Below are 21,422 nucleotides of genomic sequence, written 5' to 3'. Positions count from 1 at the left end.
GTGGTTCATTGTAGGGGCGCCACAGGGGCGATCCATGGGGAGCGCACACGCCACAACATGCGCACCTGGGTGCCTTCCCGTTTGACCAGTGCCAGCTCTTGCTGCACGACACGGTCGATGCGCATGCGGCCATGGATTTCAAAGTAATTGCTCTGGACGCTGTGGCGCTTGTCGTCGAGTCGTCTGCCCAAAGGGCCCAGGGCTTGGCGGGCGGCGTCCAGACTGCTCCAGTGCGCACGCTCACGCTGGCTCACCCATTGCCGGGCGCCCGCCAGGTCAAGCCCGGGCACGCAGGCCATGAGGACTTCGGCGGGTGCCGTGTTGAGGTTGATGGGCGTGGGCTCGGGCAGCACGGTGATGAAGTGGTCGAGCACAGAAAGGGTTCTTGGGCTCAGGCCCAGCCAGACCAGTTGTGCGCTGCGGTGGGGCATCAGGGGACCTGTTGCTGTAGGTTTTCCCGTGGGCGATGTGCTGGCGTTGGTCAGTGCAAGAGGCAACTGACGAGCCAGGCTCTCCAGTTCGCTCAATGGCAAGCTCAGGCGTTCAAACAGCCGCACCCAAATCGCCAGTTCGGGTACGGAAATCTTGCCGTTGTCCACGAGGTTGCGCACATTCAAGCGCGATTGTGCATCGTTGATGTAGCCCGATAAAAACACGTCGGCGTCGCCTTCTTGCCATTTCTGATCTTGCGACAAAAAGGTGGACAACTTCGATTCCTGGACTGGCAAAGCCCAAGGCTCACCCAGGTGGTCGACCATGCCGCCTTGTTGAGCGCGGGCGTCTTCTTGCAGGATCAGTCGTGTCCAGTCCATGGCGCCGGTCATCATCCAAGCGGTTTGGCTGCGACTGCGCTCTGCCGACTCGATTTCGACTTGTCGCCATTGCTGCCACAAGGCGGCACTGGTCAGGGTGGCCACCAAGGCCACGGTCAGCATGGCCACCAGCAAGGCTGCGCCTTTTTGCGCCTTCATGTCGCACCACCTGACAAGGTGGGGCGCACCCAATCCAGCGTCAGTGTGCCTGCGCCGACAGGCCCTTGGGGCAGGGTCAGAATCAGGCGCACAGCATCGGGTGTGCTGCCGGGCATGGGGGCAGGCGAGGCGTTGCCGGTATTGACCGCATCGCTGGACAAAGGGTTGGTCCAGCTGCCGCCACGGTGGACGAAGATTTGCCAGGCTGCCATCGGGTGGATCTGCACTTGGCCGTTGCGTGTGGCCTCGGTCGAGGTCTGCCCCCATTGTCCGGCCAGTGCCCAGGCGTTTTGCCAGTCAGAGCGCAAGGTCATGGGGGTGGATTGCCAACGTTGCCAGTCGCCGCCGCCTGTGCGGGCAGGGTTGCCCCGCCAAGTCCATGCCACCACCTGGATGGCTTCATCGGAGGCGTTGGCGCGGCGGGTTAGGCGCAAGACTTGACCATCCCAGTCCCAGCTGGACGTGCCTGGCAGCTCGCTCATTTGGTCCAGATCGGTTTGCCATTGGGCCAGACCTGCTTGCAGGGTGCGAATGTCGTCGGCACGGCTTTGCATGCCGCTTTGCGCGCGCAGCATGCCATCGAGCCCACGCCAGGCCATGAGCGACATGAGCGCCATCACGCTGATGGCCACCAGCACCTCGATCAGGGTGAATCCATGCGACTTGGCCGGGCGAACAAAGCGCCGCCATCCGGTGTTAGCGCAGTGCCTGTGTTTGGGGTTCATCAGTTGCGCCCCATCACCGTCGAGACCTGCAGTACAAATTCCCCTTGACTGAGCACCCTGGCATCCACCCGCCGGAAGTTGGGGTTTGGTGTGGTTTTGACCTGCATCTCCACCTGCATGGCCCGTCCAGCTTGCGTGCATTCCACCTGGCTGTTGCCTGTGTCGGGCAGCTGTCTGCGCAGGCGCAAGCGGATCAGTTCGTTGTCGGCGCACATCTGGCCCAACATGCTCAAAGTCTGCCGGTCTGCGTTGCGACTGAGTGAGCCCGTGGCCTTGAGTCCTGCCAGCAAGGCCACAGCCACAATGCCCAGCGCGACCAGGACTTCGATCAAGGTGAAACCTCGCGCGGACGTGCGGGTCATGGGCTTGTCCATCCAGGGCTGCGTTGCACACGAAACGGCCTGAGCCCATCGCTGCTGATCCAGAGGGTGAGCGATGGCCCTTGGGCCGGTGTGAGTGCGATGCTTTGCGGTGGAATCATCGGCTCAGGCCCCAACACCACAGGCTGGCTGGATGTGGCGCGGGTGGTCTCGCTGAGCCATCTTTGGGGCAGACCCGGGGGCGGCAGGCCTTCGAACACGAAGCCCGTCGGTGTGCTTCGCCAGACCACGGGCAGGCCACTGGCGCGGGCTTGCGCACGTGCGGTTTCCAGCAGCGCGGTCAGGCGCGTGGCATCCCTCTCCAGGGCGCTGTCGGCGCTGTCGCGCAGGGACAGGCTCACGCCCGCTGTGGCGATGGCGATGAGCGCCACCACCACCAGCAATTCCAGCAGGGTGAAGCCTTGGGCTGCAGGGGGGCTGTGCCGCTTATTGCCAGCTGCCGATGTCCGCATTGTTGCCCTCGCCGCCGGCTTGACCGTCAGCCCCAAAGGACAGCACATCCACCTCGCCTTTGATGCCGGGATTCATGTACTGGTAAGCGCGGCCCCATGGGTCGTTGGGCAGTTTGTCCAGGTAAGGCTTCCAGTTGCCGGGCACAGGCTCGGTGGCTGGTTTGGTGATCAATGCTTTCAGGCCCTGCTCGCTGCTGGGGAAGCGCTGGTTGTCCAGTTTGTAGAGTTTGAGCGCTTGCATCAGGTTACCCACATCGGTGCGGGCGGCGGTGATGCGAGCATCGTCAGCCCGGCCCAGGACGTTGGGTACGATCAATGCCGCCAAAACGCCGATGATGGCCAGCACCACCATCAGTTCGATCAGGGTGAAGCCGCGCTGGCGACGTGAGCGGTGAGACAGTGAGTTTTGCATGGCATCCATCATAATCTGCGCATGACCTCCATTCGCCACTTGAGCGCTCTTCGGCTGAGCCTTGCCCCCTTGCTGACGGGCTTGCTTTGGTGTGCTGCCGCACTGGGCGCGGGCTATTGGTTTTGGCATCTCCCCTTCGCATCGGCATCGTCGAGTGTGTCGACCCCATTGGCGCCCAACGAGACTTCAGTGCCTGCGGTCGGGCAATTGCCCCGAGCGTTGGGTGTGAGCGCGGCCAATGTGACGGCTGAAACAGATGCCCCTCGAGTTCAGTTGGTGGGGGTCATTGCCAGTCTTTCAGGGCAGGGCAGCGCCTTGATCGCCCTGGATGGTCAGGCGCCCAAGCCCTATCGTGTGGGGCAAGCCGTGGGCGAAGGCTTGGTTTTGCAGAGCCTCAGTCCCAAGCGAGCCCTGTTAGGGGCAAGCATGACAGGCCCCACTTTGCGGGATATTTCATTGCGCCAGGGTGCAACGCCCTGAGCCTTTGCCTGCTGGGCCGCAGGCCTGCGTGCAGTTCAATTCTTGATCATCGCCATACCGTGTGATTGACCGGTCGGCCTGCTTGTCGCGGCCAGAGGCATCACGCGCCCCTTTTTGGTTTGAAGGGGTATTCTTTTGAAGTAAGTCAAAAATCTGAGATACTGACAAAAAAGTATAAATTTTTAATTAAAATAAATTTAAAAGGGTGGTTATGCGTTTGGGGTTTGTTCGGCGGTTTTGTCAACTGTGGAGGTTGCCTTTCGCTCGTGCAGAAATGTTGCTGGTCTGCTTGGTGCTGATCGGTGGGACCTCGTTTCTTTTTGGCTTGTTGGTTGAACTGCCGTACGACGCTGCCTTGAATTTTCGCCTGAGTATTTTCTTGGCGCTGTGCCTGCCATTCGTTTATTGGCCCAGGTGCTACGAAGTGGTCGCCAATTTGTTGATCGGTTCGAGCCTGTTGACCATCTTTTTGATTGCGGCACAAACCGGCGGTATCAATTCAGTGACGCTGATGTGGCCCACCGCTTTGTCTGTCGTCGCTTTGCTCTTGATCGGACTGCGAGGAACAATTTTCTGGTTTTGCATGACCCTTGCATGCTTTTTGGCCTTGCATTACCTCACCGTCAACCATTGGATCTCCGGCAGCAATGCACATGTTTTTGACCATTACAACTGGGGTTTTCTGACGGTTTCAGTGCTGACCCTTTTGTTGATGGTGGGTGTACAGATGTATGACTATTTGCATTCCTTGCAAATGCGTCAACTGCAAGAGAGCAATCTTCAACTGAAGAGCACGCATGAGGCCTTGGTCCACATTCAGAATCTGCGCGATGAATTTGTGGCTTCTGTCGGACATGAGCTGAGAACGCCCATGAATGCCATTCTCGGTTTTAACGGCGTATTGCGCGATCAGATGGGACGTGATTCCAGCATGATCCCGACAGTCGATCACATCCATGATGCAACGCATCAGTTGCTGGGTCTGGTCAACGATGTCCTGGATTTTTCGCAACTACAAGCTGGAAAAATGCAATTGCACCCCAGCCCTTGCGATGTGACAGCGCTTCTGGAGCAGACCAGTGCGCCTTGGCAGTTGGCGGCCAAACTCAAAGGGATTGAGTTGATGCTGCTGGCTGCAAACGACTTCCCGGCGCGAATTTTGCTCGACGATAAAAAGTTCAAAAAAATCGTGGACAACTTGCTGGGCAACGCCATCAAATTCACGGCATCGGGTGCGGTGGTCCTGAAGTGGGGGCGTCAAGGGCCGTGGCTGAGAGTGGAGGTCAGTGATACAGGGCGTGGCATAGCCGAGAACATGCAAAGTCGAATTTTCAAAAGATTTGAGCGCGCAGACCTTGAGACCAACCGGAAATATGGCGGAACGGGGTTGGGCTTGGCCATTTGTGACGGCTTGGTCAATCTCCATGGTGGAACCATTGGGGTGAGCAGTCATGAAGGGTTCGGTTCGACCTTCTGGCTTCAAATACCGTTGCAAGAGGTGACCGCCGGTTCATCTTTGACGGCAACCGACGATGAGGTTCGAGCCATCCCCTCGGATACCGCGTTTCGTTTGCTGCTGGTGGATGACAACCAAATCAATTTGATGGTGGCCGAAATCCAATTGGCAAAAGCTTGGCCTCAAATCGACATCGTCAGTTGTTTGAGTGCCACAGAGGCGCTCAAAGCCGTTGAGCATTCCTGCTTTGATGTCGCTTTGGTGGACATGGTCATGCCGGACATTGACGGCATTGAGCTGACGGGTCGTTTGCGCGCGCATGGTAAGGCTGCTGTGGCGCAGATGCCCATCATCGCCTTTACGGCCAATGTGGAGTCGCATGAACGCCATCGTTGCTTCGATGCGGGTATGTGTGATGTGCTGACCAAGCCCATGGATGAGAAATTGATGGTGTCCATCATTTCACGAGCTTTACGCCAGCGTTATCCCGAGAGGTGCTTATGAAGACGCCTGGACAAAATGCTTTCATTCAGGCATTTCTGCCTTGGATGCCTGAGGCGTTCAGGACAGGAAAGAATCCTTATGTTTATGTGCTCGCATTGGCCTTGATTGGCCTCATGCTTGTTTATGCCGTGGTGAACCCTTATTCCAATGGCTGTCTTTATCCTTTGTTATATGCGTGTGCACTGATCGCGTTGATGGTGGGGGGCACTCATGGCCTGTCGATCCATCTGGGCATTCATCTGGCCTCGTTTCTAGGCTTGATCCTTTTCTTGTACGGCGTCTCGCAAACCGGGGGGATTTATTCGCCACAGCTGACTTGGTCTCTGGTGTTGCCTCTCACGCCTTTTTTTGTGATCAGTCGTCTCGCTGGCTATGCTTGGTTATTGATCACCTTGGCTGCTCAAATGGCTGTAGGGCTCATGACCCCGCATGGGTGGGTGTTTGAACCATTGGATTTGTCGAACGGCTACGCGTACACGTCTTTGGTGACTTATCTCGTGCTGACTGTGTTTCTGACGGTCGTGCCTGTTCTTTATGAGTGGATGAGCCGAGATGCTTTGAAAATCACGCAGCAACACAACGAGGCGTTGACGCAAAAGCGTTTTGAGTTGGAGCACATCTCCAAGATGCGGGAGCAATTCATCTCGACCATCAGCCACGAATTGCGAACGCCCATGAACGCCATCATGGGTTTCACGGCTTTATTGACCGCACATTTTCAGGACCATCCGGGTTTGCTCAAAATCCTCAAGCACTCAGAGCACTCGGCAGAGCACTTGATGACCGTCATCAACGACATCCTGGATTACTCCCAATTGCACACAGGGCGCTTGTCAGCGCATGCGGAGAAGTTCGAGTTGCGCGAGCTTGTTCACTATGCTTTCGAGTTGTTTTCTTTGCGGCTTGAAGACGGCGCAGTCGAATATGCTTGTGATGTTGCCGATGACGTACCCCAGTGGGTTTTGACCGATCGGCATCGCTTGATGCAAATCCTTGTCAATTTGTTGGGCAATGCGATCAAGTTCACTCACCAAGGACATGTCCATCTGCGGGTGGAGCAATGCAGTCAAGGCGTTCGCTTTTCTGTGGAAGACAGCGGCATTGGCATCACCGATGCGCAAAAACCGAAAATCTTCCAGAGATACAGCCAAGCCGATGAAACCATCCAGCAGCGGTTTGGCGGCAATGGACTGGGCTTGTCAATTTCCAAAAAATTGACGGAGCTGCTCGGCGGTGAGATGGGCTTTGACAGCACGCTTGGCGTGGGCTCGACGTTCTGGTTTGACTTGCCTTTGCTGGAACAGGGCGCTCCGCTGCGCACGGAACTTTCGCCGTTGCACAACACCATTGCTTCAGCAGGCCATGTCTGGCGGTTTTTGGTTGTGGATGACCATTTGGTCAACCGTCTTTTGGTCAAGCAGGTGTTGATGAATGCTTGGCCTTTTTGTGAGGTATTGGAGGCGGAAAATGGCGCACAAGCCATTCGTCAACTTGAGGCTCAGAAAGTCGATCTGGTGTTCATGGACATGGTCATGCCTGTGATGGATGGGACCGAAGCGACGCGTGTGATCAGGGCCAGAGCGCTGGGTGGTCAAGAGTTGGAGATCATTGGTTTGACAGCCAACGTCAATCTGGTTGATTTGGAAGTTTTTCGTGCGGCAGGTTTGAACGACGTCATTCTCAAGCCATTTCAAGCGAATGTCTTGCTTGCATCCATTGACCGGGTTTTGAAATCAAAAATGAATTTGAGTGACAACGCGACTTGATTCTCAGACTCCGGCTGCAGGTGTGCTCATCCACAGGACACCAACCCTCATGCGGGGATGGGTGCACACGCGATCTTTGATGCGTGTTGCCCGCCTTGCCCTGAGCATCAACTGCGCAAAAACATCCGGTATGCCGGATTGAGCGTCTCTTCCGCGTACGGATACCCCAACGCATCCAGGAACTTGGCAAAGGCCTTGTCGTCCTTGGGTGGCACTTGCAGGCCGACCAGGATGCGTCCGTAGTCGGCGCCCTGGTTGCGGTAGTGGAACAAGCTGATGTTCCAGCCCGGGCGCATCAGGCTCAGGAACTTGAGCAAGGCGCCGGGACGCTCGGGGAACACAAAGCGCAGCAGGCGCTCGTCTTGCGATAAGGCGGAATGGCCGCCCACCATGTGGCGGATGTGTTCTTTGGCCAGGTCGTCGTGGGTCAGGTCGATGGCCGCAAATTTTTGTTTGTTGAAGTTGGCGGTGATCTTGGTGCTCTCGCCTTTGCCATGCGTGCTCAGGCCCAGGAACACATGGGCCTTGTCGGCATCGCTCATGCGGTAGTTGAACTCGGTCACATTGCGCGGGCCGCCAGGCAGGCTGCCGATCAGTTCCAGAAAGCGCTTGAAGCTGCCGCGCTCTTCGGGAATCGTGACCGCAAACAAGGCTTCTTTTTCTTCGCCCACGTCGGCACGTTCGGCCACAAAGCGCAAGCGGTCAAAGTTCATGTTGGCGCCGCACAAGATCGCGGCGTAGGTTTCGCCCTTCGTTTTGTGTTGGGCCACGTATTGTTTGATCGCGGCCACGGCCAGCGCGCCTGCGGGCTCCACGATCGAGCGGGTGTCCACAAAAATGTCCTTGATGGCGGCGCAGACCGCATCGGTGTCCACGGTCATGTATTCGTCGACCAAGGCCCGCGAGACGCGGAAGGTTTCTTCGCCCACCAGCTTGACGGCGGTGCCGTCCGAGAACAGGCCCACATCGGGCAAGGTCACACGCTTTTTGGCGTTGACCGACTGGATCATGGCGTCCGAGTCGTTCATCTGCACACCGATGACTTTGACTTCGGGGCGCACGGCTTTGATGTAGTTGGCCACGCCGCTGATCAGACCGCCGCCGCCGATGGCGACAAACACCGCATCGAGTGGGCCCTGGTGCTGGCGCAACATTTCCATGGCGATGGTCCCTTGACCGGCAATCACGTCCGGATCGTCAAAGGGGTGCACAAAGGTCAGGCCTTGCTTCTTTTCGAGCAGCACCGAGTGGTTGTAGGCGTCCGAATAACTGTCACCAAACAGCACCACTTCGCCGCCTAGGCCTTTGACCGCATCGATCTTCACTTGCGGTGTGGTGGTGGGCATCACGATCACGGCGCGGGTGCCCAGCTTGCTGGCGCTGAGCGCCACGCCCTGGGCGTGGTTGCCTGCCGAGGCGCAGATCACGCCCTTCTTGAGCTGCTCAGGCGTCAGGTGTGCCATCTTGTTGTACGCGCCGCGCAGCTTGAAGCTGAAGACAGGCTGCTGGTCTTCGCGCTTGAGCAGCACCTTGTTGTGCAGGCGGCGGGACAGGTTTTTGGCGGTCTCCAGCGCCGACTCGGTCGCCACGTCATAGACCTTGGCGTTGAGGATTTTCTTGAGGTAGTCGGCAGGTTTGAGGTGTTTGGTCATCGCAGGCGGCATGCGGCACAAGGGCGCAGCATTCAATCAGTGTGACCCTGATGATAACGGGCCAAAAAAAATGCCCCGATCCTTGCGGTTCGGGGCAAATCCACCTTTTCGGAGGGTGGAGGAGACAAAAGGTGCATGCAAAAAAGCACGCATGTTCGAAATTGTAGCGGTGTTTTTGTTGCATTGCAGCAAGTTGGCGCGCTCAAATTGCAAAAACATGTAAAGCCAGTGCGGGAAATCCGTTTACGATCCATGCCCAATGCTTTGTCGGACGTCGTTCGCAAGGCGCTCAGCACAAGGAAAACAACATGGATTGCACAGTCACCTGGACCGGCGCGGCCGGAACCCGCTCAGGCATGGGCTTTTTGGCCGAAACCGGCTCGGGCCATGTCATCGCCATGGACGGCGCACCGGACGCCGCCAAACCTGAAAACGGGGGCCAGAATCTGGCGCCCCGTCCGATGGAAACGCTGCTCGCCGGGACTGGTGGTTGCACGGCGTATGACGTGGTCTTGATCCTCAAGCGCGGTCGCCACGATGTGCGTGGCTGCAGCGTCAAGCTGAGCAGCGAACGCGCCGAAGTGGACCCCAAGGTGTTCACCAAGATCAACATGCACTTCACCATCACCGGCAAAGGCGTACCGGCCAGCGCGGTGGAGCGTGCCATCGCCATGAGCCACGAGAAGTACTGCTCGGCCAGCATCATGTTGGGCAAAACCGCAGACATCACCACCAGCTTCGACATCGTCGAAGCCTGAGTGCGGATGCCCCACCGAGCGGGAGGGGCTCAGTGTGTGTGGCCGCGGTGGTCGTTGACTGCAGCAGGTCTTGCAGGTGTGTGGGCGACGGGCGCGGCAGCCTGGCTCACTTCAACCTTGCCGCGCATGCCGGCTTCGTAGTGGCCCGGAATCAGGCATGCCATTTCCACCGTTCCTGCGGCAGTGAAACGCACCACCAACTCGCCTGTTTGGCCGGCGGCCACGGTGATTTCCACGCCCTGTCCGTGTTCGTGATGACCATCGTTGCTGGCGCCGGCAGCCAGCTTCATGCCTTGCGCGTGGGCTGCAATTTCTTGCGCGCTGCCCAGCACCATTTCATGGGCGGTTGCGCCTGCGTTGTGCACCACAAAGCGGATGGTCTCGCCCGCTTGCACGGCAATCGATGAAGGGCTAAAGCGCATCTGGTCGTCCATGCGCACCGCGATGCTGCGTGTCACCACCAGGGCTTGCAGTGCTGTCTCATGGCTTGTGGCGTCTGTGGTTTCGCCGTGGCTGTGGCCGGTGGCTGCCCAGTCGGGGTGGCCTTGCAGCCATTGCGACGCGCCATAGCTGCCAGCGCTCACCAGAGCGCCCAGCACCAGCACATAAACCGTTGCAGCGCGTTGCCATGCACGGCGTGCACTCAAGGCCAAGGCCAGCACGGACACGATGAAGCCCAGTGGCACCACCCAGGCACTGCGGGCCGGGGAGTCCGGAAAGTGCTGTAGACCGCCGGTGAAAAAGCCCAAACCGATTGACAGCAAGGAGCCCAGCACCAGGGTTTGAAGCAGGCTGGTGCGTTCGGTGGTGCCCTTGGGCCCGGTCAGTCGGTGTTCCAGCCAGGCGCCCAGCACGAACAGCACGATGCCAATTGCCGCTGTCCAGAGCGAGCGCTCGCCGCTGAAAAAGCCGTGGTTGACGGCCCCTGAAATGAAACTGATGCCCGAGTACTTGAGCAGCATCGCGCCGTGCTGGTGTTGAAAGGATGCAGTGGTCATGTCGTCTCCAATCCATGAAGTGTACGGACAAGAAAAAAGCCCCACGATTTCTCGTGGGGCTTTGGCGTCTGGATCCCGGATCGCGTCCGGGATGACAGGCAGGGGCTTGTTACATGCCCATGCCGCCCATACCACCCATGCCGCCCATACCACCCATGTCGGGCATACCGCCAGCAGCTTCGTCTTTCGGAGCTTCGGACACCATGCACTCGGTGGTGAGCATCAAAGAAGCCACAGAAGCGGCGTTCTGCAAAGCAGTACGGGTCACTTTTGTAGGATCCAGAATACCCATTTCGATCATGTCACCGTAGGTGTCGTTGGCAGCGTTGAAGCCGTAGTTGCCTTTGCCAGCCAACACAGCGTTCACCACCACCGATGGCTCGCCACCGGCGTTGTACACGATCTCGCGCAGAGGCGCTTCGATGGCTTTCAACACCAGTTTGATACCGGCGTCTTGGTCAGCGTTGTCGCCTTTGATGGTGCCAGCCGTTTGACGAGCACGCAGCAGAGCCACGCCGCCACCAGCCACGATGCCTTCTTCCACAGCAGCGCGAGTGGCGTGCAGGGCGTCTTCCACGCGGGCTTTTTTCTCTTTCATTTCGACTTCGGTGGCAGCGCCGACCTTGATCACGGCCACACCGCCAGCCAACTTGGCCACGCGCTCTTGCAGCTTCTCGCGGTCGTAGTCAGACGTGGCTTCTTCGATTTGCACGCGAACTTGTTTGACGCGGGCTTCGATGTCGCCAGCTGCACCAGCGCCGTCGATGATGATGGTGTTTTCCTTGCCCACTTCGATGCGCTTGGCTTGGCCCAGATCGGCCAAAGTCACTTTTTCGAGGGTCAGGCCGACTTCTTCAGCGATCACTTTGCCGCCGGTCAAGATGGCGATGTCTTCCAACATGGCTTTGCGACGATCGCCAAAGCCTGGAGCCTTGACAGCCACGACCTTCAAGATGCCACGGATGGTGTTGACCACCAAAGTGGCCAAGGCTTCGCCTTCGACTTCTTCGGCAATGATCAACAGAGGACGGCCAGCTTTGGCAACAGCTTCCAGTGTGGGCAGCAGATCGCGGATGTTGCTGATCTTCTTGTCGAACAACAACACGAAGGGGTTGTCCAACAAAGCGGCTTGCTTTTCTGGGTTGTTGATGAAGTAAGGCGACAGGTAGCCGCGGTCGAATTGCATGCCTTCCACAACGTCGAGTTCGTTGTTCAAAGACTTGCCGTCTTCCACAGTGATCACGCCTTCTTTGCCCACTTTGTCCATGGCGTTGGCGATGATCTCGCCGATGCTGGTGTCAGAGTTGGCAGAGATCGAACCGACTTGGGCGATTTCTTTGCTGGTGGTGGTGGCTTTGGTGGCCTTCTTCAGCTCTTCGATCAGGGCTGTAACAGCCTTGTCGATGCCGCGCTTCAGATCCATCGGGTTCATGCCCGCGGCCACGTACTTCATGCCTTCGCGGACGATGGCTTGAGCCAAAACGGTGGCAGTCGTTGTGCCGTCGCCAGCGTTGTCAGAAGTCTTGGAAGCGACTTCCTTGACCATCTGTGCGCCCATGTTTTGCAGCTTGTCTTTGAGTTCGATTTCCTTGGCCACGGACACACCGTCCTTGGTCACGGTGGGGGCGCCGAACGAGCGCTCCAGAACCACGTTACGACCCTTTGGGCCCAAAGTCACTTTGACCGCGTTGGCCAAAATGTTCACGCCTTCAACCATGCGTGCGCGGGCTTCGCCGCCGAAAATTACGTCTTTTGCTGCCATGTGAATAGCTCCTGAATGTATTTAAAAAGTGAGAAAGTGCGACTTATTCGACAACGGCGAACAGGTCTTCTTCTTTCATGACCAACAGCTCATCGCCACCGACCTTGACGGTCTGGCCGCTGTACTTGCCGAACAACACGCGGTCGCCGACTTTCACGCTCAGGGCTTTGGTCTCGCCTTTGTCGTTGGTCTTGCCTGGGCCGACGGCCAAGACTTCACCTTGATCAGGCTTTTCTGCAGCCGAGTCGGGGATCACGATGCCCGAGGCTGTTTTGGTTTCGCTTTCGATACGCTTGACGATCACGCGATCGCCCAAAGGACGCAGTTTCATGGAATCTCCTGGATTTGAAACAAGTTTTTAAAACGAAAGCACCGAATAAGTGCTCATTGACTCTGAGGAGGGGTATTGTTAGCACTCAACTCCATCGAGTGCTAATGATAAGGCCTTTTGAGCGCATTTCAAGGGGTTCGCTGTTTGGCAGGGCTCTGAATCTGAACCGGCTGAGCAGGGGTGCTCAGGGTGGGTGTCGATGTGGGGTGGAGCGCCTGAGTCTGATGCGGGTGGTGCTCGGTGGTGCCCAGCAAATAGCCAAATACCAGGTCGGGGCTGATGTCGCTGGGCACCTGTGACACATGGCTGGCGTTTCGCAAAGCGCTGCCAGGGGGCATGGCGCTGCTGTTGTAAATGATGATGTGCGCGTCGCGAGCCGTCGTCTCTTGCAGGTGCATGGGCGCATCATGGACCCAGGCGATGCGGGCATCGATGAACAGCGCGCTGATGGGGCGTTGAATCCCCATCAGGTCCAGGGGCTGTGTGATCACTTTCACCTCAGACCACTGGCTCAGTTGTGTGAGTGTGCTCGTGATCTGGTCGCTCGCATGCAAGATGCAAATCATCGCAGATGCTGCTGGCGTGGGGGGGCTGGCAAAACCCCGCGTTTGGCAAAACTGCTGGAGTGATGCCGACAAAATCCGCCGATGGCCGCCCTGGGTCACAAACGCTTGGAGTGCACCGGTTTCGACCATGCGTTGCACGGTTCCCACGGACAGCCCCAGGTACTTGGCGACCTCGCTGGTGCTGAAGTAAGTGGGGGACAGTTTGTCGTTTTTCATGTGGCTTCCTCGGTGCGTGGGTGGAAATGATGTCTTTGAAGCATTTACCTGTTTTGATGATATGGAGCCTTGGCGCCTTGGTGTGGGTGTGGAACCGGTAGTTCGCCGTCTAAAACCGGTAGATGGCGCTTGGCGAGCAAGCTTGGTCGGTGTGATGTCCGGACCCGTGTCAGTTCAGGGCAAAATCACCCCATGTTGAGATGGTTTCGTTTCTTTTCGCTTTGGCCTTTGTGGGCCCTGCATGCCATGGGCTGGCTGGGCGGCTGGCTGGCGTGGGCTTTGTCGCCCACTTACCGTCGCCGATTTTTGGACAACGTTCGCCAGGCTGGCTTGGGTTGGCGTTGCATTTTGGGCGCTGTGGGCCAAGCCGGTCGCATGTCGGCCGAGTTGCCCCGTTTGTGGCTGGGGCGCCCTGCGCCCTTGCAATGGGCCGAGGACCAAGCCGCTGTGGATGCCTATGCCTCGGGCAAAGGCGTGTTGTTTTTGACACCCCACATGGGCTGTTTTGAAATCACGGCGCAGGCTTTGGCGATGCGCTTCGGTGGACAGTACGGGCCGTTGACAGTGCTGTATCGCCCTGCGCGCCATGCGGGCCTGGGTGAGGTGATGGAGCAGGCACGCAATCGCCCTGGGCTGGAGGCTGTACCGACCACCTTGGCAGGCGTGCGTCAGATGATCAAGGCCCTGCGTGCAGGCCATGCCGTAGGTTTGCTGCCCGACCAGGTGCCGCCTGAAGGCATGGGCCAATGGGCGCCGTTTTTTGGAAAGCCCGCTTACACCATGACCTTGGCGGCCCGATTGGCGGCGCAAACGGGCGCACGTGTGGTTCTGATCTGGGGTGAGCGGTTGAGTTGGGGCCGTGGTTACTTGGTGCACACGCAATCCATGGGACACGATTTGTCGGCCGATATGGATGTGGCTGTGGTGCAAATCAACCAGGCCATGGAGCGCGTGATTTTGAGCTGCCCCCAACAATACCTCTGGGGTTATGCCCGGTACAAATCGCCCAGGCAGGACGCATGATTTCTTTTTTCATCGCCTGCATGCGTTGGATGTCCAGCTGGCCCTTGTCGCGGGTGCGAGCCGTCGGCAGTGCCTTGGGTTGGCTGCTGTGGTGCACGGCGCGCTCACGCCGTCATATCGTGCTGACCAATTTGCGGCTGTGCATGCCGGGTGTCAGCCATGCCGAGCGCCTGGCCTTGGCACGTGCGCATTTTCGACTGGTCGGCCAGTCCTTGATGGACCGAGCCTGGTTGTGGCATGCCCCTGAATCGGTGGTGCGTTCCCGCTTGCGTTGGTGTGGTGGGCCGCAGGCTCTGGATGCTGCCCAGCCCGTGGTGATGTTCGCGCCCCATTTTGTGGGCCTCGATGCAGGTGGCACGGCGGTGGCCATGCATGCCAAGCAGCCTGTAGCGTTTATCTATGTGACCCAAAGCAATCCGCAGTTGGACGCATGGGTCAGGCAAGGCCGCGAGCGCTGGGGCAGTGTCAAGCCGTATTTCCGTCATGAAGGCATTCGAAAAATCATCGTGGGCCTCAAGCGCGGCGAGCGACTGCACTTGTCGCCCGACATGGATTTGGGACCGGAAGATTCTATTTTTGTGCCCTTCATGGGGGTGAATGCGGCCACGGTGCCATCGCTTTCGCGCATGGCCAAACTGGTGGGTGCGAAGGTGGTGCCAGTGATCACGCGGCTGACTGCGCAGGGCTATGACGTCGAAGTGGGCGAGCCTTGGGTCAACTTTCCCAGTGATGACGCTCAGGCCGACACCGCTCGCATGAACGAGTTGCTGGCACGGTACATTGCGGTGGACCCGGCCCAATACTACTGGGTGCACAAGCGCTTCAAGACCCGGCCTGAAGGCGAGCCCGGTCTTTATTGAGCGGGCGTCAAGAAGCGGCTGATTTCTGCGATCACGCGTTGGGCGTCTTCATGCACCACCCAGTGCGTCGCGTTGTCAATCGGCACAATTTTCAAATCCGGGATGTGCTGCTCCAGACCTTGGCTCAGGCCAGGCCCCAAAGCGATGTCGTCTTGTGCCCACAGCACCAGTGTGGGCACATCAACGCGCAGGATCTCGGGGGGCAGCACCATGCCGGAGATCAAGTCCTCGGTTTCTGAGGCCGGCCGCAGAGGTGATGCGCGGTAGTAATTCAAGCTCCCGTCCAGTCCTTGGCGCCAGACATGGCGATAGCGCGCCTCCATCTCCGGGGTAAGCCATGGCGCGGCTTTGGCCGCCAGGCTGTGCGTGCCGCCCAGTTGAGCGTCGTCACCCCGCAAAAAACCAAACAGCTGGGCAAAGTCGTCGGCGGCCAGTTGTGCTGCTGCATCGGCTTGCACCAGAAAAAGCATGTATGCACTGGCCGCTTGTTGGACGGGATCATTTTGCAAGGCCTTCAGGAAGGGGCCTGGATGCGGCGAATTGATGATCACCAGTTGGCGCAGGCGATTTGGGTGCACGTTGGCCACACTCCAAGCCACCGCGCCGCCCCAATCATGGGCCACCAATGCGGCCAAGGGCTGATCGGGACCGCATTCGGCGTCGATCAGGGCCGCGATGTCCTGCACCAGAAATTTGGCGCGGTAGTCTTTCACATCGGTGGGCGCGCTGGAGTGTTCGTAGCCGCGCATATTGGGTGCCACGCATCGGTAGCCACCGTTTTCCGGCCGCGAAAAGTGTTCGAGCAGCTCGTCCCACACAAACGCAGCTTCCGGGAATCCATGCAAGAACATCAACACGGGGCGGCCTGTGTCGCCGCAAGCCCTGCAACTGAGGGTGATGCCGTGGGGCAGCGCTTGCTGCCAAGTTTGGATGCTGGGATTCAAAAGGGGATCACTCCATGCCATGAAGCGATCCGCTGTGATCCTGCTCAGATCACTCGTCCAGCGCTTCGGGTTCGTCTTCAGGGGGCTCGGCAGGGGCGGCAGCCGGTGCACCGTCTTTCGGGTGCGTCCAGTCCCACAGCAGCTGAGCCACATCGTCCACGCCCTGTTTTTTCAGGGCCGAGAAGAGTTTGACCTCACCGCCGCCCGCTTGCAGTCGCGCGATCGACAAGGCTTTGGCCTGCTCGGCGCGGGTGAGCTTGTCGGCCTTGGTCAGGATGATCAGGAACTTCAGGCCTTGCTCCACCCGCGGACGGATGACTTCCAGCAGGATGTCGTCCAGCTCGGTCAGACCGTGGCGCGGGTCGCACATCATGACGATGCCCATCAGGTTTTCGCGGCTGACCAGGTAATTGGCCATGACCTGTTGCCAGCGCAGCTTGTCCATCTTGGCCACAGCGGCATAGCCGTAGCCCGGCAAGTCGGCCAGCACAGCGTCGGTGATGCCCTGTTTGCCCAGTGCAAACAGGTTGATGTGCTGGGTGCGGCCGGGTTTTTTGGAGGCAAAAGCCAGTTGCTTTTGCTGCGTCAGGGTGTTGATGCAGGTGGATTTGCCGGCATTGGAACGGCCCACAAAGGCGATCTCGGGGGTGTCCAGCGCGGGCAAATGGTGCAGTTGCGCGGCGGTGGTCAGAAAACGGGCCGTGTGCATCCAGCCCATGGGCGTCACAGCGGCGGGGGCCGCTGCTGTAGCTTTGGGGGAGGGGGTTGAGGCGCGGGGGCTGGAGCTCATAAATAGGGGGACCTTGGGTCGTCAGGAAACTGACGCAGACCTCATTGTAGAATCCTTGGGTTTTGCGCCCCTTCTTCCAACCCTTTGGACGACGCCCATGAAGTCAATTGTTTCCGTTCTGATGTCTGCCACCCTGTCCGTTGTTGTGGCGGGTTCTGCATTGGCTGCCGGCCCTGCGCCTGCTGCCGCCAAGCCTGATCTGGCCAAAGGTGAAGCCGCTTTTGCGATGTGTGTGGCTTGCCACGCCGCCGATGGCAATTCGACCACGCCGGTCAACCCCAAGCTGTCTCAGCAGCACCCCGAATACCTGATCAAGCAATTGAATGAATTCAAATCGGGCAAACGCGCCAATGCCGTGATGAGCGGCATGGTCGCTGGCCTGAGCGATGCGGACATGACCAACATCAGCTACTGGCTCGCCTCCAAGCAAGCCAAGCCCGGCTTTGCCAAGGACAAGGACACCGTGGCCTTGGGCGAGCGCATCTACCGCGGTGGCATTCCAGACCGTCAGATCGCCGCTTGCGCCAGCTGCCACTCGCCCAATGGCGCCGGCATGCCTGCCCAGTACCCCCGTGTTTCGGGTCAGCATGCTGACTACACGGCCGCGCAATTGGTCCAATTCCGCGATGGCGTTCGCAAGAACAGCATCCAGATGACCCAGGTCGCGGCCAAGATGAACGACCGTGAAATCAAGGCTGTGTCCGACTACATGGCCGGTCTGCGCTGAACGCTTGGGCCTCGGGGCTTGTCCCCGGTGGTGATGGGGCCTTCGGCCTCCCTACCTGAGGCTCGGTCACAATCGGTCACCCGGCTGTGCATTTGAACTGACAAGGCCGGTTTTCCGGCCTTTGTCGTTTCTGGCCCTTTCTTCTTTTTCTGTGGCGCGCTGCCCGCATTTCTGCACCATGACCATCGATTTCTCCAGCACCGAATCCGAACGTGGCACTCCTCGCTGGCAAGCCGTGATGGAGTTGCTGTCGTCGATGCGTTTTGCGATTTCGCTGTTGACCATCATTTGCATCGCATCGGTCATCGGCACGGTGCTCAAGCAAAACGAGCCATCTGGCAATTACATCAACCAGTTCGGGCCTTTCTGGGCCGAGGTGTTCGCCTCGCTCAAGTTGCATTCGGTCTACAGCGCCTGGTGGTTCTTGCTGATCCTGGCTTTCTTGGTGATCAGCACCAGTTTGTGCATTGCCCGCAACACCCCCAAGATCCTGACGGACCTGAAGTCCTACAAGGAAAACATCCGCGAGCAAAGCCTCAAGGCCTTCCATCACAAAGCCGAAGGCGTTTTGAATGAAACGCCCGAAGCCGCGGCGCATCGCCTGGGCCAGTTGCTGGCCACCGGCGGCTGGAAGGTGAAATTGCAGTCGCGTGACACGGCCCAGGGGCAAGGCTGGATGATCGCGGCCAAAACCGGAGCGGCCAATAAACTGGGTTACATCGCTGCGCATTCGGCCATCGTGCTGGTGTGCGTGGGCGGCTTGCTCGATGGCGATTTGATGGTGCGTGCCCAGATGTGGTTCGGCGGCAAAGCCATTTACAACGGCGGTGGCTTGATCGCCGATGTCCCCGCGCAGCACCGCTTGTCAGAGCGCAATCCGGCATTTCGTGGCAACTTGATGGTGGCCGAGAACACCGCGTCCAGCACCGCCATCCTGAGCCAGTCCGATGGCATCTTGTTGCAAGAGTTGCCTTTTACGGTCGAGCTCAAGAAATTCATTGTCGAGTACTACTCGACCGGTATGCCCAAGTTGTTTGCCAGCGACATCGTGATCCACGACAAAGCCACGGGCGCCAAGCAAGACGCCCGTGTCGAAGTGAACCATCCGGCCAATTACAAAGGGATCGAAATTTACCAGTCCAGCTTTGACGATGGTGGCTCCACCGTCAAACTTCAGGCGGTCCCCATGTCGGCGGCCACAGCACCTTTCGACGTGGAAGGCGTCATTGGCAGCAGCACCGATTTGAGCAACGGCAAAGACAAAATGCGCCTGGAGTTCACCGGTCTGCGCGTGATCAACGTCGAGAACATGGCGGGCAGTGCTGCCCAGGGCGTCGATGTGCGCAAGGTGGATTTGCGCAGCGCGATCGACCAACGCATGGGCGCTGGACACAAAACCAGCGAAACCAAAGAGTTGCGCAATGTGGGGCCGAGCGTCAGCTATAAGCTGCGCGATGGTGCGGGGCAGGCGCGTGAATACAACAACTACATGGCGCCGGTGGACACGGGCGATGGCGTGCCAGTGTTCTTGCTGGGCATGCGAGAGAACCCCAGCGAGCCTTACCGGTACCTGCGTCCACCTGCAGACGAGAACGGCGAGCTGACGGGGTTCATCCGTTTGCGCGCGGCCTTGGCCGATGCCGCTTTGCGTGAACGTGCGGTGCAGCGTTATGCCCTCAAGGCGGTGGATCCGCAACGCCCAGACCTCAGTCGCCAATTGGCCGATTCGGCGGCACGCGCTTTGGGCTTGTTTGCCGGTTTGGAAAAGGTCAAAGGTCAGCAAGTCGCGGGCCTGCAGGCCTTGTCGGATTTTCTGGAAACCAATGTGCCCGAGGCTGAGCGTGCCCGTGCTGGTGAAATGTTTGTGCGCATCTTGAATGGCGCCTTGCTCGAGCTTGACACGGTGGCCCGCGAACAGACCCGCGCCAAGCCCTTGCCCTCAGACAAGATCCAAGGCTTCATGGCCCAGTCGGTGCTGGCGCTCAGTGATGCGCCTTTCTACCCGGCACCCATGACCTTCATGCTCAAGGACTTCAAGCATGTCCAGGCGAGTGTTTTTCAGGTGGCCAGAGCCCCCGGCAAAAACGTGGTTTATCTGGGCTGTCTCTTCCTGATTTTGGGCGTTTTTGCGATGCTCTACGTGCGTGAGCGTCGCCTGTGGGTCTGGCTGTCTGCGCAAGGCGATGGGGCGCATGCCAGTTTGGCCTTGTCGTCCAACCGCCAGACCATGGACCTTGACCGTGAATTTGACCAATTGGCCACCCGTTTGCTAGGCCGTCCAGAGAGTATGAAATGACTTCGACAGTGACTTTGAATCCGGGCTATTTTTCCCGCCGCAGCTTGGCCGATTGGGGCTTTGCCCTGTTGGCCGTGCTGGGCGTGGCGTGGGCTTTTTCGCGCTACAGCCAAGCGATGGATGTGTACGAACAAGGCATTCTGCTGGCCAGCGTGCCCGCTGCTGTGGCGCTGGCCTGGTTTTGGCGATCCACCCGCACACTGATGCTGGCGGTGGCCGTCTTGTCCTTGCTGGCGATCTATGCCTACCAAGGCGATCTGGCCCGTGCCGAGCAGGTCTTCTGGCTCAAATATTTCCTGTCCAGCCAGTCGGCCATTTTGTGGATGAGCATGGTGTTTTTCATCAGCACCGTGTTTTATTGGGCGGGCATGTTCACCAAAGGGCAAGGGCATTCACTGGAAACCCTGGGCTCTCGCATGGCTTGGCTGGGCGTGGCGCTGGCGCTGATCGGCACCATGGTGCGTTGGTATGAAAGCTATTTGCTCGGCCCAGACATTGGCCACATCCCGGTGAGCAATCTGTACGAAGTCTTCGTCATGTTTTGCTGGATGACCACGGGCTTTTACCTGTACTACGAAGACCATTACCAAACCCGTGCTTTGGGTGCGTTCGTGATGCTGGTGGTCAGCGCGGCCGTGGGCTTTTTGCTGTGGTACACCCTGGTACGCGAAGCACATGCCATCCAACCGCTGGTGCCCGCGCTCAAAAGCTGGTGGATGAAGCTGCATGTGCCTGCCAACTTCATTGGTTATGGCACTTTTGCACTGGCTGCGATGGTGGCTTTTGCTTACCTGATCAAGCAGCAGGCCCACGAAACCCGCTGGCACAAGCTGACCCCCATCTGGTTGTTGGGTGTGGCGTTGTGTTTTGTGCCGATCGCCTTCCGTGTGCGTGTGGCGGCCGAGGCGGGGGGTAGCTACTGGCTGGGTTATGCCGCTGTTTCCGTGTTGATCATTGCCGGCATCTTGTTGGGTCGCCGCCGCATTGCCGAAAAGTTGCCCGCACTCGAGGTGTTGGACGACGTGATGTACAAGTCCATCGCGGTTGGTTTCGCTTTCTTCACGATTGCCACCGTGCTGGGTGCCTTGTGGGCGGCTGAAGCCTGGGGCGGCTACTGGAGCTGGGATCCCAAGGAAACCTGGGCCCTGATCGTTTGGCTGAATTACGCCGCCTGGCTGCACATGCGCCTCATGAAGGGCTTGCGTGGCACGGTGGCCGCATGGTGGGCCTTGGCGGGCCTGGCGGTGACCACTTTCGCCTTCTTGGGGGTGAACATGTTCCTGAGTGGTTTGCACAGCTACGGGACGCTGTAAAGGCGTTCAGCAGCACCACGAAAAAAGGCCCCCTGTGTAA

The 21,422-nt window shown here is 58.7% G+C and carries 21 protein-coding genes; 9 read left to right on the top strand and 12 right to left on the bottom strand.

The genetic code is table 11. The features are described from left to right. Window positions 1-5: 5 nt before the first annotated feature. From gspK to gspG, 5 genes are read right to left on the bottom strand one after another with little or no spacing between them, the layout of a single operon-like run. Window positions 6-971 (bottom strand): type II secretion system minor pseudopilin GspK, encoded by a 966-nt coding sequence (gspK, locus tag B9Z43_RS13370; RefSeq protein ID WP_108326436.1) that lies wholly within the window; start codon window positions 969-971, stop codon window positions 6-8. Then, window positions 968-1,696 carry a type II secretion system protein J gene (locus B9Z43_RS13365; RefSeq protein ID WP_108326435.1) on the bottom strand — a complete coding sequence of 243 codons (729 nt, stop codon included), beginning with the start codon at window positions 1,694-1,696 and terminating at the stop codon, window positions 968-970. Before B9Z43_RS13365 ends, gspK begins: the two co-directional genes overlap by 4 nt. After that, window positions 1,696-2,058 (bottom strand): type II secretion system minor pseudopilin GspI, encoded by a 363-nt coding sequence (gene gspI / locus B9Z43_RS13360; protein WP_233249975.1) that lies wholly within the window; start codon window positions 2,056-2,058, stop codon window positions 1,696-1,698. Before gspI ends, B9Z43_RS13365 begins: the two co-directional genes overlap by 1 nt. Further along, complete coding sequence (locus tag B9Z43_RS13355; protein WP_108326433.1) at window positions 2,055-2,528, bottom strand: prepilin-type N-terminal cleavage/methylation domain-containing protein; 474 nt, start codon at window positions 2,526-2,528, stop codon at window positions 2,055-2,057. Before B9Z43_RS13355 ends, gspI begins: the two co-directional genes overlap by 4 nt. After that, the gene (gspG, locus tag B9Z43_RS13350) at window positions 2,503-2,940 is read right to left on the bottom strand and encodes a type II secretion system major pseudopilin GspG (RefSeq protein ID WP_108326505.1); all 438 of its coding nucleotides are present in this window, start codon (window positions 2,938-2,940) and stop codon (window positions 2,503-2,505) included. The genes B9Z43_RS13355 and gspG overlap by 26 nt, the downstream gene beginning before the upstream one ends. A 21-nt stretch (window positions 2,941-2,961) precedes the next feature. On the opposite strand from gspG, the gene B9Z43_RS13345 reads away from it, so the two are divergent. The 3 genes from B9Z43_RS13345 to B9Z43_RS13335 all read left to right on the top strand — a co-directional run bounded on the left by B9Z43_RS13345 (window position 2,962) and on the right by B9Z43_RS13335 (window position 7,146). Then, a complete protein-coding gene (locus tag B9Z43_RS13345; RefSeq protein WP_108326432.1) occupies window positions 2,962-3,420 on the top strand; it encodes a type II secretion system protein N in 459 nt (152 codons plus the stop codon). Window positions 3,421-3,631: 211 nt separating this feature from the next. Continuing rightward, entirely contained in the window at window positions 3,632-5,380 is a 1,749-nt protein-coding gene (locus tag B9Z43_RS13340; RefSeq protein WP_108326431.1) for an ATP-binding protein, read from the top strand. Continuing rightward, the gene (locus B9Z43_RS13335) at window positions 5,377-7,146 is read left to right on the top strand and encodes an ATP-binding protein (RefSeq protein ID WP_108326430.1); all 1,770 of its coding nucleotides are present in this window, start codon (window positions 5,377-5,379) and stop codon (window positions 7,144-7,146) included. Before B9Z43_RS13340 ends, B9Z43_RS13335 begins: the two co-directional genes overlap by 4 nt. Window positions 7,147-7,253: 107 nt before the next feature. On the opposite strand, the gene ilvA is transcribed toward B9Z43_RS13335, so the two are convergent. Further along, window positions 7,254-8,798, bottom strand: coding sequence for a threonine ammonia-lyase, biosynthetic (gene ilvA, locus B9Z43_RS13330; RefSeq protein WP_108326504.1), 1,545 nt, complete (start codon window positions 8,796-8,798; stop codon window positions 7,254-7,256). A 308-nt stretch (window positions 8,799-9,106) separates the two neighbouring features. Between ilvA and B9Z43_RS13320 the strand changes: the two genes are divergently transcribed. Further along, the gene (locus tag B9Z43_RS13320; RefSeq protein ID WP_108326428.1) at window positions 9,107-9,556 is read left to right on the top strand and encodes an OsmC family protein; all 450 of its coding nucleotides are present in this window, start codon (window positions 9,107-9,109) and stop codon (window positions 9,554-9,556) included. A gap of 29 nt (window positions 9,557-9,585) precedes the next feature. Here B9Z43_RS13320 and B9Z43_RS13315 read toward each other — a convergent pair whose 3' ends face one another. The 4 genes from B9Z43_RS13315 to B9Z43_RS13300 all read right to left on the bottom strand — a co-directional run bounded on the left by B9Z43_RS13315 (window position 9,586) and on the right by B9Z43_RS13300 (window position 13,429). Beyond that, window positions 9,586-10,554 (bottom strand): cupredoxin family protein, encoded by a 969-nt coding sequence (locus tag B9Z43_RS13315; protein ID WP_108326427.1) that lies wholly within the window; start codon window positions 10,552-10,554, stop codon window positions 9,586-9,588. 109 nt (window positions 10,555-10,663) lie between these two features. Next, the gene (gene groL, locus B9Z43_RS13310; protein ID WP_108326426.1) at window positions 10,664-12,316 is read right to left on the bottom strand and encodes a chaperonin GroEL; all 1,653 of its coding nucleotides are present in this window, start codon (window positions 12,314-12,316) and stop codon (window positions 10,664-10,666) included. Window positions 12,317-12,359: 43 nt separating this feature from the next. Continuing rightward, window positions 12,360-12,647, bottom strand: coding sequence for a co-chaperone GroES (gene groES, locus B9Z43_RS13305; RefSeq protein ID WP_019426307.1), 288 nt, complete (start codon window positions 12,645-12,647; stop codon window positions 12,360-12,362). A 128-nt stretch (window positions 12,648-12,775) separates the two neighbouring features. Then, window positions 12,776-13,429: a helix-turn-helix domain-containing protein gene (locus B9Z43_RS13300; RefSeq protein ID WP_108326425.1), complete on the bottom strand. Its 654-nt coding sequence runs from the start codon at window positions 13,427-13,429 to the stop codon at window positions 12,776-12,778. 192 nt (window positions 13,430-13,621) lie between these two features. Here B9Z43_RS13300 and B9Z43_RS13295 point away from each other — a divergent pair, with 192 nt between their 5' ends. Further along, window positions 13,622-14,452 carry a lysophospholipid acyltransferase family protein gene (locus tag B9Z43_RS13295; RefSeq protein ID WP_108326424.1) on the top strand — a complete coding sequence of 277 codons (831 nt, stop codon included), beginning with the start codon at window positions 13,622-13,624 and terminating at the stop codon, window positions 14,450-14,452. Beyond that, window positions 14,449-15,312, top strand: a complete 864-nt coding sequence (locus B9Z43_RS13290; RefSeq protein ID WP_108326423.1) for a lysophospholipid acyltransferase family protein — start codon at window positions 14,449-14,451, stop codon at window positions 15,310-15,312. The genes B9Z43_RS13295 and B9Z43_RS13290 overlap by 4 nt, the downstream gene beginning before the upstream one ends. Here B9Z43_RS13290 and B9Z43_RS13285 read toward each other — a convergent pair. Both B9Z43_RS13285 and yihA read right to left on the bottom strand, forming a co-directional pair. Beyond that, on the bottom strand, window positions 15,306-16,256 hold the full coding sequence (locus tag B9Z43_RS13285; protein WP_233249973.1) for an alpha/beta fold hydrolase: 951 nt from the start codon (window positions 16,254-16,256) through the stop codon (window positions 15,306-15,308). The genes B9Z43_RS13290 and B9Z43_RS13285 overlap by 7 nt on opposite strands. A gap of 49 nt (window positions 16,257-16,305) precedes the next feature. Further along, window positions 16,306-17,046 carry a ribosome biogenesis GTP-binding protein YihA/YsxC gene (gene yihA, locus B9Z43_RS13280; protein ID WP_369910293.1) on the bottom strand — a complete coding sequence of 247 codons (741 nt, stop codon included), beginning with the start codon at window positions 17,044-17,046 and terminating at the stop codon, window positions 16,306-16,308. Window positions 17,047-17,143: 97 nt separating this feature from the next. On the opposite strand from yihA, the gene B9Z43_RS13275 reads away from it, so the two are divergent. The 3 genes from B9Z43_RS13275 (at window position 17,144) to ccsB (ending at window position 21,382) form a co-directional block, all read left to right on the top strand. Next, entirely contained in the window at window positions 17,144-17,773 is a 630-nt protein-coding gene (locus B9Z43_RS13275) for a cytochrome c (RefSeq protein ID WP_108326421.1), read from the top strand. Between the two features lie 178 nt (window positions 17,774-17,951). Beyond that, entirely contained in the window at window positions 17,952-20,069 is a 2,118-nt protein-coding gene (locus B9Z43_RS13270; RefSeq protein WP_108326502.1) for a cytochrome c biogenesis protein ResB, read from the top strand. Beyond that, complete coding sequence (gene ccsB, locus B9Z43_RS13265; RefSeq protein ID WP_108326420.1) at window positions 20,066-21,382, top strand: c-type cytochrome biogenesis protein CcsB; 1,317 nt, start codon at window positions 20,066-20,068, stop codon at window positions 21,380-21,382. Before B9Z43_RS13270 ends, ccsB begins: the two co-directional genes overlap by 4 nt. Window positions 21,383-21,422: the final 40 nt, after the last annotated feature.

The sequence above is a fragment of the Limnohabitans sp. MMS-10A-192 genome, from assembly GCF_003063335.1.
GTDB lineage: Bacteria > Pseudomonadota > Gammaproteobacteria > Burkholderiales > Burkholderiaceae_C > Limnohabitans_A.
The sequence above is the reverse complement of the archived record's forward strand: the minus strand, read 5'-3'. Positions and strand labels throughout refer to the sequence as shown.

Bases quoted from the DNA above. Each gene is read 5' to 3' on its own strand.
- gspK (WP_108326436.1), bottom strand. From the start codon at position 971: ATGAAGGCGCAAAAAGGCGCAGCCTTGCTGGTGGCCATGCTGACCGTG.
- B9Z43_RS13275 (WP_108326421.1), top strand. From the start codon at position 17,144: ATGAAGTCAATTGTTTCCGTTCTGATGTCTGCCACCCTGTCCGTTGTT.
- gspG (WP_108326505.1), bottom strand. From the start codon at position 2,940: ATGCAAAACTCACTGTCTCACCGCTCACGTCGCCAGCGCGGCTTCACC.
- B9Z43_RS13340 (WP_108326431.1), top strand. From the start codon at position 3,632: ATGCGTTTGGGGTTTGTTCGGCGGTTTTGTCAACTGTGGAGGTTGCCT.
- B9Z43_RS13315 (WP_108326427.1), bottom strand. From the start codon at position 10,554: ATGACCACTGCATCCTTTCAACACCAGCACGGCGCGATGCTGCTCAAG.
- B9Z43_RS13320 (WP_108326428.1), top strand. From the start codon at position 9,107: ATGGATTGCACAGTCACCTGGACCGGCGCGGCCGGAACCCGCTCAGGC.
- gspI (WP_233249975.1), bottom strand. From the start codon at position 2,058: ATGACCCGCACGTCCGCGCGAGGTTTCACCTTGATCGAAGTCCTGGTC.
- B9Z43_RS13290 (WP_108326423.1), top strand. From the start codon at position 14,449: ATGATTTCTTTTTTCATCGCCTGCATGCGTTGGATGTCCAGCTGGCCC.
- B9Z43_RS13365 (WP_108326435.1), bottom strand. From the start codon at position 1,696: ATGAACCCCAAACACAGGCACTGCGCTAACACCGGATGGCGGCGCTTT.
- ilvA (WP_108326504.1), bottom strand. From the start codon at position 8,798: ATGACCAAACACCTCAAACCTGCCGACTACCTCAAGAAAATCCTCAAC.
- ccsB (WP_108326420.1), top strand. From the start codon at position 20,066: ATGACTTCGACAGTGACTTTGAATCCGGGCTATTTTTCCCGCCGCAGC.
- yihA (WP_369910293.1), bottom strand. From the start codon at position 17,046: ATGAGCTCCAGCCCCCGCGCCTCAACCCCCTCCCCCAAAGCTACAGCA.
- B9Z43_RS13355 (WP_108326433.1), bottom strand. From the start codon at position 2,528: ATGCGGACATCGGCAGCTGGCAATAAGCGGCACAGCCCCCCTGCAGCC.
- B9Z43_RS13295 (WP_108326424.1), top strand. From the start codon at position 13,622: ATGTTGAGATGGTTTCGTTTCTTTTCGCTTTGGCCTTTGTGGGCCCTG.
- B9Z43_RS13300 (WP_108326425.1), bottom strand. From the start codon at position 13,429: ATGAAAAACGACAAACTGTCCCCCACTTACTTCAGCACCAGCGAGGTC.
- B9Z43_RS13270 (WP_108326502.1), top strand. From the start codon at position 17,952: ATGACCATCGATTTCTCCAGCACCGAATCCGAACGTGGCACTCCTCGC.
- groL (WP_108326426.1), bottom strand. From the start codon at position 12,316: ATGGCAGCAAAAGACGTAATTTTCGGCGGCGAAGCCCGCGCACGCATG.
- B9Z43_RS13335 (WP_108326430.1), top strand. From the start codon at position 5,377: ATGAAGACGCCTGGACAAAATGCTTTCATTCAGGCATTTCTGCCTTGG.
- groES (WP_019426307.1), bottom strand. From the start codon at position 12,647: ATGAAACTGCGTCCTTTGGGCGATCGCGTGATCGTCAAGCGTATCGAA.
- B9Z43_RS13345 (WP_108326432.1), top strand. From the start codon at position 2,962: ATGACCTCCATTCGCCACTTGAGCGCTCTTCGGCTGAGCCTTGCCCCC.